The organism is uncultured Actinomyces sp., assembly GCF_963526355.1.
GTDB lineage: Bacteria > Actinomycetota > Actinomycetes > Actinomycetales > Actinomycetaceae > Actinomyces.
Window position 1 is genome coordinate 240717 of sequence record NZ_CAUROW010000001.1, and the last position, 15220, is coordinate 255936.

Annotated in this window: 10 protein-coding genes; 5 read left to right on the plus strand and 5 right to left on the minus strand. The window is 66.3% G+C overall.

Annotated features, from left to right (window positions below):
• The first annotated feature begins 130 nt into the window (after positions 1-130).
• Positions 131-736: a DUF3000 domain-containing protein gene (locus tag RWR81_RS01020; RefSeq protein WP_314453074.1), complete on the plus strand. Its 606-nt coding sequence runs from the start codon at positions 131-133 to the stop codon at positions 734-736.
• Entirely contained in the window at positions 733-2055 is a 1323-nt protein-coding gene (locus RWR81_RS01025; RefSeq protein ID WP_314453077.1) for an HRDC domain-containing protein, read from the plus strand. The genes RWR81_RS01020 and RWR81_RS01025 overlap by 4 nt, the downstream gene beginning before the upstream one ends.
• A gap of 93 nt (positions 2056-2148) precedes the next feature.
• Here RWR81_RS01025 and pflA read toward each other — a convergent pair whose 3' ends face one another.
• The 4 genes from pflA to dxs form a co-directional block, all read right to left on the minus strand.
• A complete protein-coding gene (gene pflA / locus RWR81_RS01030; RefSeq protein ID WP_314453080.1) occupies positions 2149-3024 on the minus strand; it encodes a pyruvate formate-lyase-activating protein in 876 nt (291 codons plus the stop codon).
• Positions 3025-3047: 23 nt separating this feature from the next.
• Complete coding sequence (grcA2, locus tag RWR81_RS01035) at positions 3048-3293, minus strand: autonomous glycyl radical cofactor GrcA2 (protein ID WP_009406209.1); 246 nt, start codon at positions 3291-3293, stop codon at positions 3048-3050.
• A 76-nt stretch (positions 3294-3369) separates the two neighbouring features.
• On the minus strand, positions 3370-5484 hold the full coding sequence (pflB, locus tag RWR81_RS01040; RefSeq protein ID WP_314453083.1) for a formate C-acetyltransferase: 2115 nt from the start codon (positions 5482-5484) through the stop codon (positions 3370-3372).
• 573 nt (positions 5485-6057) lie between these two features.
• On the minus strand, positions 6058-8052 hold the full coding sequence (gene dxs, locus RWR81_RS01045) for a 1-deoxy-D-xylulose-5-phosphate synthase (protein ID WP_314453086.1): 1995 nt from the start codon (positions 8050-8052) through the stop codon (positions 6058-6060).
• A gap of 328 nt (positions 8053-8380) precedes the next feature.
• Between dxs and RWR81_RS01050 the strand changes: the two genes are divergently transcribed.
• Both RWR81_RS01050 and RWR81_RS01055 read left to right on the plus strand, forming a co-directional pair.
• Positions 8381-10408 (plus strand): prolyl oligopeptidase family serine peptidase, encoded by a 2028-nt coding sequence (locus RWR81_RS01050; protein ID WP_314453089.1) that lies wholly within the window; start codon positions 8381-8383, stop codon positions 10406-10408.
• Entirely contained in the window at positions 10408-12441 is a 2034-nt protein-coding gene (locus RWR81_RS01055) for a chloride channel protein (protein WP_314453093.1), read from the plus strand. Before RWR81_RS01050 ends, RWR81_RS01055 begins: the two co-directional genes overlap by 1 nt.
• A gap of 47 nt (positions 12442-12488) precedes the next feature.
• Here the strand turns inward: RWR81_RS01055 and RWR81_RS01060 are convergent, their stop codons facing one another.
• Positions 12489-13088, minus strand: a complete 600-nt coding sequence (locus RWR81_RS01060) for a hypothetical protein (RefSeq protein ID WP_314453095.1) — start codon at positions 13086-13088, stop codon at positions 12489-12491.
• Positions 13089-13117: 29 nt separating this feature from the next.
• On the opposite strand from RWR81_RS01060, the gene RWR81_RS01065 reads away from it, so the two are divergent.
• Complete coding sequence (locus RWR81_RS01065; protein WP_314453097.1) at positions 13118-15082, plus strand: leucyl aminopeptidase; 1965 nt, start codon at positions 13118-13120, stop codon at positions 15080-15082.
• The last annotated feature ends 138 nt before the right edge of the window (positions 15083-15220 follow it).

The window sequence follows — 15220 nt, forward strand, 5'->3', positions numbered from 1 at the left end:
ACGACATCCACGCGCCACCGGCCTGCAACCCAATAGGTGCTCATCCGTCCAGAAAGGAAGGTTCCTTGTTGACACAATGCAATCCTCCCAGCGGCGTGGCTTCATGTGCCTGCCGCAGCGGCACACTAGCGTGTTATCCGTGACTGTCTACGGTAGGCCGCGCCAGAACGAGGCAGGTGCCCTCCCCGAACGATTCGAGGAAGCGCTCCTGTCTCTTCGTGACGCGCCCCGCCCGCGAGGGCTCCTCATGGAGGAGATACCCGCGCCCAGGAAGCTGGCCCCCTACTCCGCCGCATTGACAGCCGAGACCGTCGAAACAGCCGGTACGACCCCGATCGCCACAGGACGCTTCGTCGTCCTGTACAACCCCAACGGCGAGGAGTCCTGGGGAGGAGACTTTCGCATCGTGATTCAGGCGCACGCTCGGATTGACGACGAGGTCGGTATGGACCCCGTCTTCGAGTCGGCGGCCTGGAGCTGGCTCACCGACGGGCTGGAGGACTCCCGAGCCGGGTACCGGGCGCTGGTAGGAACCGTCACCCGAGTCCTATCTGAGACCTTCGGCGGTCTGACACTGAACGATTCTTGTGCCCACGCTGAGATCCGAGCCTCCTGGTCTCCTAGCACTGCACAGCTCGGCCCCCATCTGACGGCCTGGCATGAGCTCCTCCTCGTCGCCTCCGGCCACGAACCTGCACCGGTCCACCCCCTGACTCTCGCCGGAGTCTCCAGGTGACGACCCACGTGACCGGCACCGCCCGCCCATCGGCTTCCTCGGCCGTACCCCGCCCAGCCGTACCACCTGGTACGACGGATCATCCCGTCAGCGCCCACGACATCGTCGACTACCCGCGTCCCAAGGACGGTCTGCCCGAGATCACCAGCACCCCCGCCGAACTCCGCCAGGCCGCCCACCTGCTGGCTAACGGGCACGGTCCCGTCGCCGTTGACGCCGAGCGTGCCTCCGGCTTCCGCTACGGGCAGGACGCCTACCTCATCCAACTCCGCCGTGAAGGTGTCGGTACACTCCTCATCGACCCGGTCATCAGCGGCCCACTGACTGAGTTGGCCGTTGTCCTCGACGGCCCCGAGTGGATCCTTCACGCCGCCGACCAAGACATCCCCTGCCTGACCGCTCTCGGTCTAGCACCCGCCTCCTTGTTCGACACCGAGTTGGCCGCCCGGCTTCTAGGACGCCAGCACATCGGGCTGGGAGCGGTCATCGAGGAGACCTTGGGGCTGCGCCTGGCCAAGGACCATGCGGCAGCCGACTGGTCCACTCGCCCCCTGCCCACCTCCTGGCTCATCTACGCCACTCTCGACGTCGAGTTGCTCATCGACCTCAGGCACGCCCTGGCCGCCGAGCTCGAAGCGGCCGGTAAGGACCAATGGGCGGCTCAGGAGTTCGAGCACGTGCGGACCAGGCCCGCCAGGCCAGCCAAGCTCGACCCTTGGCGAAAGACCCCACGAGCCGGAAGCGCCGTGCGCTCCCCCCGCTCGCTCGCGATCCTGCGCGAACTGTGGAAGTCACGGGAGGAGCTGGCCGCAGAGCTCGACCGAACCCCCTCCAAGGTTCTGCCCCACCAGGCTCTCATCGCCGCCGCCGTCGCCCGCCCCCGGTCACGTCGCAAGATGACCAGCCTCAAGGAGTTCGCTTCACGTCAGGCACGGCAGAATCAGGAACGCTGGTGGCGGGCCATTGAGCGCGCCCTGGAACTGCCCGATGACGAACTACCGCCCACCCGCGCGCCACTGGGCCCCGAAGAACTTCCCCATCCGCGCACCTGGCAGCGTCACCATGTCGAAGCTGCCAATCAGTTCAATCTGGTGCGCGTAGCCGTCAAGCAACGTGCCGAGGAGATCCGTGTTCCCCAAGAACTTCTTCTCGCACCGGGCTGCCAACGCCGCCTGGCCTGGGACCTCGGTGAGGAGTTCGAGGCCGGACGCGCAGGCGGCGTGAGCGCACAAGAGATCAGTGATCGTCTGGCCTCCATAGGAGCCAGACAATGGCAGATCGAGCAGGCCGCCCCCGCCCTTGCCGCAGCGCTGAGCTGAATAGGTCTTCGACCACGCACAACGGTGCGCCGCCCCCAATGAGATGGACAGCGCACCGTCAGATGCGGGGAGGTCAGCCGCTCATGCAGAGACTCAGTGGACCTCGAAGCCGTAGGAACGGAAGATGGCACGCACGGACTCCACGAGCTCCGGCTCCGGAGGCCGGGTGTCGCGCAGCTGATAGGTCAGTCCCAGGGCGTCCCACTTGTCCGTACCCATCTGGTGGAAGGGCAGGACCTCGACGCGGCTGACCGAGCCCCAGCGCTCAATGATCCGGGCCACGTTGTGAACGTTCTCGGGGCCGTCCGTCAGATCCGGGACCAGAACGAACCTGGCCCAGATCTCGATTCCCTTGGCCGCCAGACGATCTCCGAAAGTGATCGTCGGCGCCAGGGAACGCCCTGTCACCTTCTTGTAGGTCTCCTCGTCACCGCTCTTGACGTCGAGCAGGACCAGGTCGATGTTGTCGAGCATCTCGTCGCTGGCATTGGCCCCCAGGAATCCTGAGGTGTCGATGCAGGTGTGGATGCCCATCTTCTTGGCACCGGCCAGCAGTCTGCCCGCGAAGGCCGGTTGCATGAGGACCTCGCCGCCTGACAACGTGATTCCACCCTTGGACGCTCGGAACACCCCCCGGTAGCGGCGCATGCGGCGCAGAAGCTCCTCGGCCTCCACCGGCTCCCCGTCCTTCATGAGGAAGGTGTCGGGGTTGTGGCAGTACAGACACCGCAGGGGGCATCCGTTGAGGAAGACGGTCATCCGGGTACCGGGACCGTCCACCGCGGTGACGAGCTCCCAGGAGTGGATCGAGCCCAGCTCGCCGGCCCGCATCCGTGCCAGGCGCTCGGAGCGCTGAAGATCTGTCAGCTCCTCGAGGCCGCCGATACCCGCCCCGCGCAAGCGGACGGCCGGGGCCAGGAAGTCCTGGTCCCGACCGCCGTCACGCACGGTCGTCGTGGTCTGCGTCATGACCGCTCGCCGTGCTCCAGGGCTCAGGCCTGGGAGTGGAATGTGCGGTGGAGGACGTCAAGCTGCTGCTCACGAGTCAGCTTGACGAAGTTGACGGCGTAGCCGGAGACACGGACCGTCAGGTTCGGGTAGTTCTCCGGGTGCTCCATCGCGTCCTCGAGGGTGTTGCGGTCCAGGACGTTGATGTTGGCGTGGTACAGGCCCTTGACGCCGCCGTTGTCCTGACGCTGCGCCTTCATGGAGGCGAGGCGCTCTTCGTACGTGGCCATGTTGGCCCCTTTCTGAAGTGGTGTTACTGATGTGTGGAGAAATTGCTGCAGTGCGATCAGCCGCAGGATGGCTGGATCAGATCTCGGCGCAGTCGTCAGGGACGAAGCCGGCGTCGAGGATGCCCACGAGGTTGGCGACACGCTCGTCGAGCGTACGGCCCAGACCCTGCGGGGTGATCGTGTTAGTCAGCGAGATCCCGTCGAGGGCGTCGTTGTAGTCGAGCTTACCGACGCTGAGCATCGAGGCGACCATACCGTGGGTGTCCATCCCGTTCTCCGGGTTGGCGCCGGGCGAGAAGGGCGTGCCCTTCTGGTGGCCCGAGGGGAAGGAACCAGTGGCCTTGCCGTAGACAACATTGGAGGTGATCGTCAGCACCGACTGAGTCGGGATGGCATCACGGTAGAAGGGCTGGGCCTTGATCTTCGACATGATCGTGTGGACCACGGTGGCGGCGATGTCGTCAGCGCGGTCGTCGTCATTGCCGTAGATCGGGAAGTCTCCCTCGGTGACGTAGTCCACCACCAGGCCGGTCTCATCACGCACCGGGGTGACCTTGGCGTACTTGATAGCCGCCAGCGAGTCGGCCACGATCGACAGACCGGCGATGCCGCAGCCCATGGTGCGCACGATCTCGGAGTCGTGCAGCGCCATCTCGATGGACTCGTAGGCGTAGCGGTCGTGGCAGTAGTGGATGATGTTGAGGGCCTCGACGTAGGTGGACACCACCCAGTCGAGCATCTTCTCGTACTTGTCCCACACGTCGTCGAAGTCGAGGGGGCCATCGCCCTCGACACCGGGCAGCCCGGTGACGACCTGCTTGCCGGTCATCTCGTCGCGCCCGCCGTTGATGGCGTAGAGCAGCGCCTTGGCGGAGTTGACGCGGGCGCCGAAGAACTGCATCTGCTTGCCCACGCGCATCGGGGAGACGCAGCAGGCGATCGCGGCGTCGTCACCCCAGTGGTCACGGATCTGCTCGTCGGCCTCATACTGGATGGAGGAGGTCGTGATGGAGATGAGGGCGCAGAAGTCCTTGTAGCCCTGCGGCAGGTTCTCGTCCCAGAAGATCGTGATGTTCGGCTCCGGGGCCGGGCCGAGGTTGCGCAGGGTCTGCAGTAGACGGAAGGAGGTCTTGGTGACCAGGGCACGACCGTCCTCACCGAAGCCGGCGTCGGACCAGGTGGCCCAGTAGGGATCGCCGGAGAAGATCTGGTCGTAGTCGATGGTGCGCAGGAAGCGCGTGATGCGCAGCTTCATGACGATGTTGTCAATGAGCTCCTGAGCACGGGTCTCGTCGATGACCCCGTTGCGCAGGTCCCGCTCGAAGTAGATGTCCAGGAAACCGGAGAGCCGGCCGATGCTCATGGCGGCACCGTCCTGAGACTTCACGGAGGCCAGGTAGGCGAAGTAGGTCCACTGGACCGCCTCGTGGGCGTTCTTGGCCGGGCCTGAGATGTCGTAACCGTAGGAGGCGGCCATGACCTTGAGCTTCTTGAGCGCCTTGATCTGCTCGGAGTGCTCCTCGCGGTAGCGGGCCCAGTGCTCGGAGAAGGGCTTGTCCGCCACGGAGTCCTTGGCCTTCTGCTTCTCCTCGATGAGGAAGTCGACGCCGTAGAGCGCCACCCGGCGGTAGTCGCCGATGATGCGGCCGCGGCCGTAGGCGTCGGGCAGGCCGGTGATGATGTGGCTCGAGCGCGCCGCGCGGATGCGCGGGGTGTAGATGTCGAAGACCGCGTCGTTGTGAGTCTTGCGGTAGCGGGTGAAGATCTTCTTGACCTCGGGGTCGACCTCCTTGCCCGCCTCCTTGATGGCGGTCTCCACCATGCGCCAGCCACCGTTGGGCATCATGGCGCGGCGCAGCGGTGAGTCCGTCTGCAGACCAACGATGACGTCGTCGTCCTCGCTGATGTACCCGGCGGGGAATGCGTCGATGTCGGCGGGAGTGTGGGTGTCAACGTCGAGGATGCGGACCTTGCGCTCCTCGGAGAGGTACTTCTTCTCCAGGGTGTTCCAAAGGCGCAGAGTCTTGTCCGTGGCGCCGGCGAGGAACGAGGCGTCACCGTCGTAGGGGGTGTAGTTACGCTGGATGAAGTCGCGGACGTCAATGTCCTCGGTCCACGGTCCGGTAACGAAGCCCTCCCAGGCATCATTGCCGCTCGCCGTGGTGGCAGATGTTGTGACCTCAGTGGTCATCCGTGCCCTCCTCGTGTGGGTGACCGGAGAGCCACCCGGTTGCTGTCGCCCTTGTGAGGCGAGGCGGCACATCGGCGCGCCGTCGCCCTCAGAATAGAACTCCGAGAATGCCTTGTGGGCCACTAGTCCCAAGAAGCGCCGGTGTGATGACTCACAGGCCGATCGGCATCAATCCAATCTGGGACATAAGTCCTTCTATCTGCTGTTCAGAAAAACGTTCTCCACCTGACGACAATGCCGCTCTTCCTCCGACAACATCCAGCGAGTCCGGGCACACCTCCAGATTCCGGGACTGCTGAGTCAATTAGGACGGGCGTCCCAATCTTCATCGGTCACGCCACCACGGTTGAGCGGTCCGGGAAGCGCCGAGCACCGTCTCGGAACGCTTAGTCGGCCCCAAGGTCCCGGACCGGGAACCGGTGACGACAGTCCCGGCGATGTCGGCGACACGGCCTCGAGCACGTTCACCGAACCGACCGTCGACCACGATCGTGAGGGCGTGTCCGACGGGCGGCACGTGCCTACGGAGTCTCAGGACGTAGACGACGTCTGGGGCGCCGAGCCTCATGGGGCTCAGACCTTCGTCCGCCCCGCAAGCCGTCGTGCCGCCGCACAGATCCCATCCGAATCCATGCCGAATTCGGCCAACAGCTCCTCACGGTCCGCCGTGGGCAGGAAACGACGCGGCACGCCCAGGCGCATCACCCGTGGAACGATCCCGGTGCCGTCGGCCAGTGCCGCATCCTCGACGGCGTCACGCAACTGGGAGCCGACCCCACCGTCGACGAGTCCGTCCTCCACCACGAGCGCCCCCCGACAGTGGCGCACCATCTCCACCAGTGCCGCAGGCACGGGCACCGGCCAGCGTGGGGAGACCACCCGCACCGCCAGTCCCTCCATGGCCAGACATCGGCCGGCCTCTAGAGTCGCGGAGGCCATCACGCCCACTCCGACCAGTAGCAGCGCTCCGGCCTCCTCCCGAGCGTCCGTGATCTCGGCAGCAGCGCCGAGCGTGTCCAGCAGGACGTCCACCGCACAGAACATCCCGTCCTCCTCCCCCATGGTACGCAGGGCGGGCAAGGCGGCGGGCAGGGAACCCTTGGGGTAGCGCACCACGGTCGGGACGTCGTCGGCACCAATCGCTACTTTCAGCGCCTGACGCAACGTCGCCTCATCTCGGGGCGCCGCCAGGTGCAAGCCCGGAACATGAGCCAGCAAGGCCATGTCCCACATGCCGTTATGGCTGGCTCCGTCCGTGCCGGTGATGCCGGCCCGGTCCAGCAGGATCGTGACGCCCGCCCGGTGCAGGCCGACATCCATGAGGACCTGGTCGAAGGCGCGGTTGAGGAAGGTGGCGTACAGAGCGATCACCGGGCGCATCCCGGCGAAGGCAAGCCCAGCGGCGAAGGCGAGCGCGTGCTGCTCGGCGATACCGACATCGATGACGCGCTCGGGCAAGGTGTCGGCAAGTGGCTGTAAACCGACCGGCTGCTGCATGGCCGCGGTGATGCCGACGATCCGTTCATCATCGCGAGCCAGCTCCACCAACTCCTCGGCGACGACGGCTGTCCAACCGAACCGCGAGGGCACCACCGGTAAACCCGTCTCAGGGTGAATGCGCCCGACGGCGTGGAAGCGGTCGGCGTGATCCTCCTCGGCCGGAGTGTACCCCCGTCCCTTCTCGGTGATGACGTGGACGATCACCGGCTCCGCGTACTCACGAGCCCGGGTGAGAGCGAACTCGAGGGCGGTGATGTCGTGGCCGTCGACCGGGCCGGTGTACTTGACCCCTAGATCCTCGAAGAACGCCGAGGGGACCAGGACGTCCTTGAGTCCCCGTTTGAGACCGTGCAGGGCGTCGAAGGCGGCTCGACCAGGCGCCCCCTGGGACAGCAGGGTCCGCTTGACCCCGGACAGAACGCGTTCGTAGCCGGGGTTGGTACGCAGCGCGTCGAGGTGATGGGCCAGCCCACCGATGGTGGGGGCATAGGAGCGGCCGTTATCGTTGACGACGATGACCAGGTGCTTGTCAGCGGAGTCGGCGATGTTGTTCAGCGCCTCCCAGGCCATGCCCCCGGTCATGGCGCCGTCGCCGATGACGGCAACGACATGACGCTCGTCGTGGCCCTGAAGGTGGTTGGCGCGGGCGATTCCGTCCGCCCATGACAGCGAGGTGGAGGCGTGGGAGTTCTCCACAACATCGTGGACGGACTCCGCCCGTGACGGGTAGCCCGACAGCCCATCTCGCTCACGCAGGTGGGAGAAGTCCTGACGACCGGTGAGCAGCTTGTGGACGTAGGCCTGGTGACCGGTATCGAAGACGATGGTGTCTCGTGGCGAGCGGAAGGTCCGGTGCAGGGCGATCGTCAGCTCGACGACGCCGAGGTTGGGTCCCAAGTGACCCCCGGTGCGAGCGACCGAGGTGACGAGATAGCGCCGGATCTCCGCCGCGAGCGCCACCAGTTCCTCGCTGGTGAACCGATCGAGTTCGGCGGGCTTTCGCACCGAGGGGAGAAGCGCCCGGCCGACCTGCTTGGCGGGCCGTCCAGTGTGCTCGACTGCTGGCACGGTGCGCCTCCTTTTGAAGGTGATGAGTTGTCGTTCATGCGGTGGTGCGTCACTGGAGACCGAAGTGGCGGATTGGCTGGAGAGGCACCCGGGAAAGGGTAGCCGGTGAGGGCTCGATGATGCCTTGGCAGTGGTGTTTATCCTGGCGCCATCGTTCAACGGCAGTCTTCAGCATAGAGCGCTCCTTGTCCCACACGGTTGCGTGTCACACGGGTCACGGATGAGCACGTACTGTATGCCTTGACCGTCGGGACCGTTCGCCCCCGCCGGTCGGCAGCATCGTTCTCGATCGCTCGACCGCCCTCAGGACGGCCTTCCAGGAGGAACCATGAGCACCACAGCCCCCTTCGGCACCTGGCCCTCGCCCATCACTCCGGGCACGATCACCACCCGGACGGTTCTCCTGTCCCAGGTCCGGGTGGACGGTGGCGATACCTACTGGGTGGAGCAACGTGCCTCGCAGGCCGGCCGCAATGTCCTGCTGCGGCGTGACGGAGATGGTCAGATCGGTGAGGTGCTTCCGCTGACACCGGCTGACGAACTGGTCGATGTGCGCACCAGGGTGCACGAGTACGGTGGGCGGGCCTACGCCGTCGACGGTGGGATCATCGTGGTCTCCCACGCCGGTGATGGACGCCTTTACCGCTACGACGTGGCGCACCGCTTGCGCGGCCTGGTCCCGCTGACGATCTATGGCGATGTGCGTCACGGTGATCTGGAGATCGACACCGCCCGTGGGCTGGTTTATGCGGTCCGCGAGGACCATCGCGGTCAGGGCGAGGCCGTCAACACCCTGGTGGCGATCCCCTTGGACGGTTCGGCCGCGCGCGACGACTCGCGCGTACGCACGCTCGTGTCGGGGACGGACTTCGTCGTCGCCCCGACGCTGTCACCCGACGGTGAGCACCTGGCCTGGATCACCTGGGACCACCCCGGAATGCCGTGGGACAACGCCTCGCTGCACGTGGGCGACCTCGGCCCGGACGGGACGATCGGCGAACGGGCACTCGTGGACGGCGGGGACGGGCACTCGGTCTCCGAGCCCCGCTGGACCGAGGAGTGCGAGCTGGTTCACGGCTCCAACGCCTCGGGCTACTGGAACCTCTACCGTACCGAGGGCTTCCCAGTGCGGGGCACCAACCGTCCGGGTTGGTCCCAGAAACTGCGCACCCGACCCCTGCACCCGGCCGAGGCCACCTTCACCAACCCCGCCTGGCAACTGGGTCCGCACTCTTTCGATGTTCTCGACGCCGACCACATCATCACCTCCTGGGCCCGGGACGCGGTCTCGCACCTGGGGACGATCAGGCTCGCCAACGGTGAGCTCGAGGAATGGAACGTGGGGTGGCAGCCGATCGGCAACGTGGCCTCCAGCGCCGGCCGGGTCGTCATGCTGGCCTCCAATGAGATGACGATGCCGAGCATCGTGGAGGTCAGGAACGGCACGGTCCAGGTGCTGCGCGGCTCGGGTGAGTTCGAGCCCGAGGGGGTCGGGGTGTCCTTCCCCAATCCGGTCTCCTGGCCCACGAGCGACGGCGCGAACGCTCACGGATTCTACTACCCACCGACGTCGGCCTCTCATGTGGGGGGCGAGGACGAGCTGCCTCCCCTCATCGTCAACGTCCATGGCGGCCCCACGGCGACGGCCGTGCCCGGCTACGACCTGCGCATCCAGTACTGGACCAGCCGGGGCTTCGCCTACCTCGACGTCAACTACCGCGGCTCCATGGGTTACGGAACGGGCTACCGCAAGGCCCTGGAGGGCAAGTGGGGCGTCTACGACGTCGACGACTGTGTCAGCGGAGCCCAGCACCTGGTGGACGCCGAGCTCGTGGATCCGCGCCGCATCGCGATCCGTGGTGGATCGGCTGGAGGTTTCACAGTGCTGTCGGCCATCACTCGCTCCACAGTGTTCACTGCGGCCAGCTCCTGCTTCGGAGTGACTGATCTCAGGCGACTGGTACGCACTACCCACAAGTTCGAGTCGCACTACATCGGCCAGCTCATGGGCACCCAGGACATTGACGCCCCGGTTCTCGACGAGCGCAGCCCTATCAACCGCATCGAGGACATCAGTGTGCCGCTGCTGCTCATCCAGGGTTCAGAGGACCCGATCGTCCCGGCCGAGCAGGCCACCGCCATGTACGAGGCACTCAGGGCGGCCGGAGCACCGGTCGCCCTGGAGATCTTCCAGGGTGAGGGCCACGGCTTCCGTCTGGCGGCGAATATCCGGCGCCGTTACGAGGCCGAGCTGAGCTTCTATCGCCAGGTGTGGAACATCGGCGCGGCCGGCTCCGAGTCCGAGCAGCGTGGCGAGGAGGACACCTTCATGGTCAAGGTGGAGAATCTGCGCTGATGAAACGCGCCTGGAGGAGTCTGTCCCAGCCTCTGTCAAGGCGTATGGGCAGTCTCTTCCGTCATCATCGTTTCGGGCTCTACATCCTGGCGGTGGTAGTGGGGCTGGCCTCCGGACTTGGCGCCGTGCTGTTCCGGCTGGGGATCGACGCCTGGTCCCAATTGCTCAGTGGTGCCGACGACTACACGGAGTCAATGGGGCCCTCGGTCGGGTCGCTTGCAGCGCTCGGCACCTGGTTCGTCATGGTGGCCCCGGTGGTCTCGGGAATCATCGTGGGGCCTGTCATGTCCCGGCTGGGGAATACGCCCACCGGCCACGGGGTGGCCGGCGTCATCTGGTCGACGCGCCACAGTGACGGCACGATGGCACCGCTGCCGGCTCTGGCCATGACAACGTCGTCGGCCCTGACGATCGGCGGCGGCGGCTCAGTGGGCCCGGAGGGACCGATCGCCGAACTGGGCGCCTCGACGGCGAACCTCATCGGGCGAGGACTGCGCCTACCGAGGCTCCCGGTGCGTCACCTGGCGGCCGCCGGCACCGCTGCCGGGATCGCCGCGGCCTTCAACGCTCCGCTGGCAGGAGCCTTCTTCGCCCTGGAAGTCGTCCTCATGGGCTTCAGCGCCGACGCCTTCATCGTCATTGTCCTGGCCTGTGTGGCCTCGACGGTTCTGTCGCATCACCTTCTGGGGACGACTCTGTCCTTGTCGCTTCCTTACCTGGACCTGTCCGGGGACGCCCAGCTCGGTTGGGTCGCCCTCCTGGGCGTGGTTGGCGGATGCGTCGGCATCGGCTTCATGCGTCTTCGTTTCATCGTACTGGATACTCTGACCCGCACCTGGCAACGGTTGGGCGTCCCGATCTGGGTGCGCCCCGGTATCGGAGGCCTGGCAGTGGGCGGCATACTGATCGTCCTGCCGGAGATGTACGGGGAGTCCTCGGCGGCGCTCAACCGGGCGCTGGCAGGGCGCTACACCCTGGTGCTGCTGTTGGTACTGTGCGCGGGCAAGATGCTGGCCACCTCGCTGACGCTGGGGATGGGCTTCGTCGGTGGAGTCTTCGCACCATCACTGTTCATCGGCGGGACGCTCGGAGCTGCCTTCGGGACGCTGGTGGCTCCCAGCTATACCCCGGCGGCCGGAGTCTTCGGGGTGATCGGTATGGGGGCGGTCTTCGCCGGTGCCGCTCGAGCCCCGATGACAGCCGTCCTGCTCATCATTGAGATGACCAGCCAGCACGCGCTGCTGCTGCCCCTCATGCTGGCCACAGTGCTGGCCACCTTCGCCAGCCGCTTCCTGTCACGGGGCACCTTGTTCACCGAGGAGCTGCGCCGTCGAGGAGAGGACGTCGAGGACCCGATGACCGCCACTCTCCTGGGCCGTGCCCGGGCCTCCCAGCTCATGGTGGACCCGCCCGCGACGATCGAGGCCACGACGACGGTGCACGAGGCGGCCGCTCTCATGATCCGATACGGTGCTTCAGTCCTACCCGTGGTCCGGGTGGCGGACGACTCCGGCAGCAACGCTCACAGCGATCCCCCGGATCCGACCTCCGATGACGCCGGAGCCAGCACCGACAACGATCTTCTGCCAATGGATGAACTGCTCGGATGCGTGACGATGACCCAGCTCACCGACGCGCTCCTGAGGGGAGGAATCGACACCACCGACACCGGTGACGCCTCCCGACCGAGCTTGACAGCGGCGGATCTGCCCTTGGTCTCCGATCACCTGAACTGCGAGGCCGAGGCCACCGACGTGCTCGAGGCCCTGACCAGGACCCCTCTTGAGGGGCTGCCGGTGGTCGCCCGAGCATCAGGTTGCGACGGCCGGCGGCTGGTGGGCTGGGTGAGTCAGCGGACCGTCGTCGACAGGATCTACGAGGTCCAGGCCAGTGCCCGCGCTGCAGCCGCGGCGTACACCTCACTGGGCTCCCGACTGCAGGACAGGTGGTACTCGCGTCCTGTTCCCCGACGTCGGATCAGCCGGTTCGGTCGACTCAGCTCGCATAGCGTCCGCCGTCCATGGCGCCAGTGACCCCGTTCACCTCCGGCCACCAGTCGCTGCCCGTTCCTCATTGCTCCTCACTGCTTGTCACTGCGATCCGAGGCGGACGCAGTACCGAATTCCTGATCATCGCCTCTGGAGCTCTTCAGAGCACGGCCCTCTTGAACGGCACGAGCCTTTTCGGTGAGGCTCTCGGTCAGGGTGTCGGACAGCTCAGTGATGCGCTCGGCGTTGACCACGATGCGCCGTGGGTCAGACATCCACATCCAGGCGGCGGCCACCGCCGGCAGGACCGTCGGCAGGTACCACCTTGACCGGCCCCAGTACGCCCACACCGACACTCCGAGATCGGCGGTGGGGGTGGAGGCGTCGCTCAAGGTCAGCACCCCGATGAGCACGGCCATGGTGGCCAGCGCGCCCAGGCACATCCAACCGATGTTGCGCATCCGGCGTCCGTTGTGGGCCACGCAGACGGCAAGGAGGATGTACAGCCCCCCTCCCAAGAGATTGAAGGACCGGACTGCAGGAGCCTCATCGGGGCTACGCACCAGCGAGATCATGGACGGAACAAGGACAATCGCACCAAAGACGGCGAAGACGCCGACCAGGATGCGTCCCCAGCCGTAAGCGGGGCGACGGGTGTCCTGCACCGTCCTCACCGATGAGTGCTCGTCCATGGGAACGACCTTTCCACATCATGCACATGATGGCCTCCGGCACGCGAGGTGCCGGCTCAGCCTCTAACCAATGCCGCAACGTTACTATTCACAACGTGAGCACCATTAAGTTGACAAGATCCTTGAACGCGCACGCCTCGGTGAACGATGGCTGTAAGGATACCGACCTCACCAGGCAGGCCGAGGTCGACACTATCGGTGACCCCCGGGAACCCGACACTATCGGCGCACAGGACGAGATCGACTCACCGGAGGCCGGGCCCGCACAGTCCGAGCAGGGCGCTGACACCGTCGAGGCTGCCGCTCAGGCGCAGAAGGCCGCTGAAGAACAAGCAAACGACCGAGTAGGTGCCGACGCCGTGCCGGTAGCCGGCACTCTCGTCCTGGCGGCCGCGCCGGGCAAGAGCAGGACCGACGTCCCCGAGATCCTCCTGGAGGGCCTCCAGCCGCCCTCCGGCACCGCCCTGGAGGGCCTCGACATCGATGCGCTGGCGGCACTGCTTCCCTCTCTGGGGTTCTCCGGTGCTCAGGACTCCGTGGTACGTCTGCCCGCCTCATCGGTGAGCACCACGACATACCACGGTCCAGCAACGATTCTTGTCGTCGGTGTCGGTTCGGGGTGGGCCGACACGGATCCCCTTGCCATCATCACCGACGACGAGGCCGCTCTGGGGTATGACCAGACGGGGCTACTGCGTCGGGCCGCCGGGCGCGCCACCCGGGCGCTGGCCGGAACCGATTCCGCGATCCTGGCGCTACCATCCCTCTCCGAGGCACAGCTGGCCGCTGTTGCGCACGGAGCGGCCCTGGGCACCTACTCCTGGAAGGCCGCGAGGAACGACGACCGACCAGCGCGCGCGTCCTCCTCGGAGGAGGCTCCCGCCCTGAAGAGCATCCTCATCGTCTCATCCCTGTCCGATACACCGGAGGGGAAAGCGGTCTTGTCCGACGCCCTGGCGCTGGTGGAGGCCACGACCCTGACCCGCGACCTCGTCAACGAGCCCCCCAATCGCCTGACCCCGGAGGTGTTCGCGGAGAGGGCATGTTCAGCCGGACAGGAGGCCGGGATCACGGTCGAGGTGTGGGACACCCCGATGCTGGTCGAACAGGGATTCGGCGGGATCCTTGGAGTCGCCCAAGGCTCGGTGCACCCGGCACGCCTCGTTCGCTTGGAATGGGTTCCTTCGCAGAACGGCGAGAACACGAGCGGGATCCGGTCGGCGGGCGACAGCGAGGCGGCCCGCCCCAAACACGTAGCGCTCATCGGCAAGGGCATCACCTTCGACTCAGGTGGCCTGTCCCTCAAACCGGCCGCCTCCATGCCGGAGATGAAGTCCGACATGGCCGGCGCGGCCACGGTATTGGGCGCCGTCGTGGCGGCCGCTCGCCTCACGTTGCCGATCCGAGTGACCGCCTGGCTGGCGCTGGCCGAGAACATGCCGGGCGCCGACGCCCAGCGCCCCAGTGACATCATCACGATGTTCGACGGCACCACCGTGGAGGTCACCAATACCGATGCTGAGGGTCGTCTGGTCATGGCTGACGCCCTGGCCCGAGCCGTCACGGAGGAACCCGATGCCGTCCTGGACGTGGCCACCTTGACCGGAGCACAAATCGTTGCCCTAGGTGACCATGTGGCGGCGGTCATGGGCACACCGGAGCTTCGCGAGGAGGTCGTGGCCGCCGCCCAGCGAGCGGGAGAGTCCTTCTGGCCGATGCCGCTGCCCGCTCACCTGCGCGCGACCCTGGACTCCCCATTCGCGGACCTGCGCAACACCAAGGTCGGTTCTCGGGCCGGCGGGATGCTGTCGGCGGGACTGTTCCTGCGCGAGTTCGTCGGTCGCAGGCCGTGGGCGCACCTCGACATTGCCGGACCCGCCTACAATGACTCCTCGCCCTGGGGGCTGACGCCCACAGGAGGTACCGGGATGGGGGTCTCGACCCTGGTGGAGCTGCTCCGTTCGCTGTCCGCCGAGGTCGGCGTCCTTCCATAAGTGGCCGGAGGGCTGATGGCGAGGCTCCGCGGTAGCACAACCGGGCTCCGTGCGAGCCTTCACTGCGGTCCGTCGAAGCAGGTCACTGACACCAACCCATGTACAGTGATACGTATCACCGCATTTTCAGGACCCTAG

What these genes read in the sequence shown, in the direction of transcription:
- grcA2 (WP_009406209.1), bottom strand. Translation starts at nt 3,293, where the DNA reads ATGGCCACGTACGAAGAGCGCCTCGCCTCCATGAAGGCGCAGCGTCAG.
- pflB (WP_314453083.1), bottom strand. Translation starts at nt 5,484, where the DNA reads ATGACCACTGAGGTCACAACATCTGCCACCACGGCGAGCGGCAATGAT.
- RWR81_RS01050 (WP_314453089.1), top strand. Translation starts at nt 8,381, where the DNA reads ATGAGCACCACAGCCCCCTTCGGCACCTGGCCCTCGCCCATCACTCCG.
- RWR81_RS01055 (WP_314453093.1), top strand. Translation starts at nt 10,408, where the DNA reads ATGAAACGCGCCTGGAGGAGTCTGTCCCAGCCTCTGTCAAGGCGTATG.
- RWR81_RS01065 (WP_314453097.1), top strand. Translation starts at nt 13,118, where the DNA reads ATGGCCTCCGGCACGCGAGGTGCCGGCTCAGCCTCTAACCAATGCCGC.
- pflA (WP_314453080.1), bottom strand. Translation starts at nt 3,024, where the DNA reads ATGACGCAGACCACGACGACCGTGCGTGACGGCGGTCGGGACCAGGAC.
- RWR81_RS01060 (WP_314453095.1), bottom strand. Translation starts at nt 13,088, where the DNA reads ATGGACGAGCACTCATCGGTGAGGACGGTGCAGGACACCCGTCGCCCC.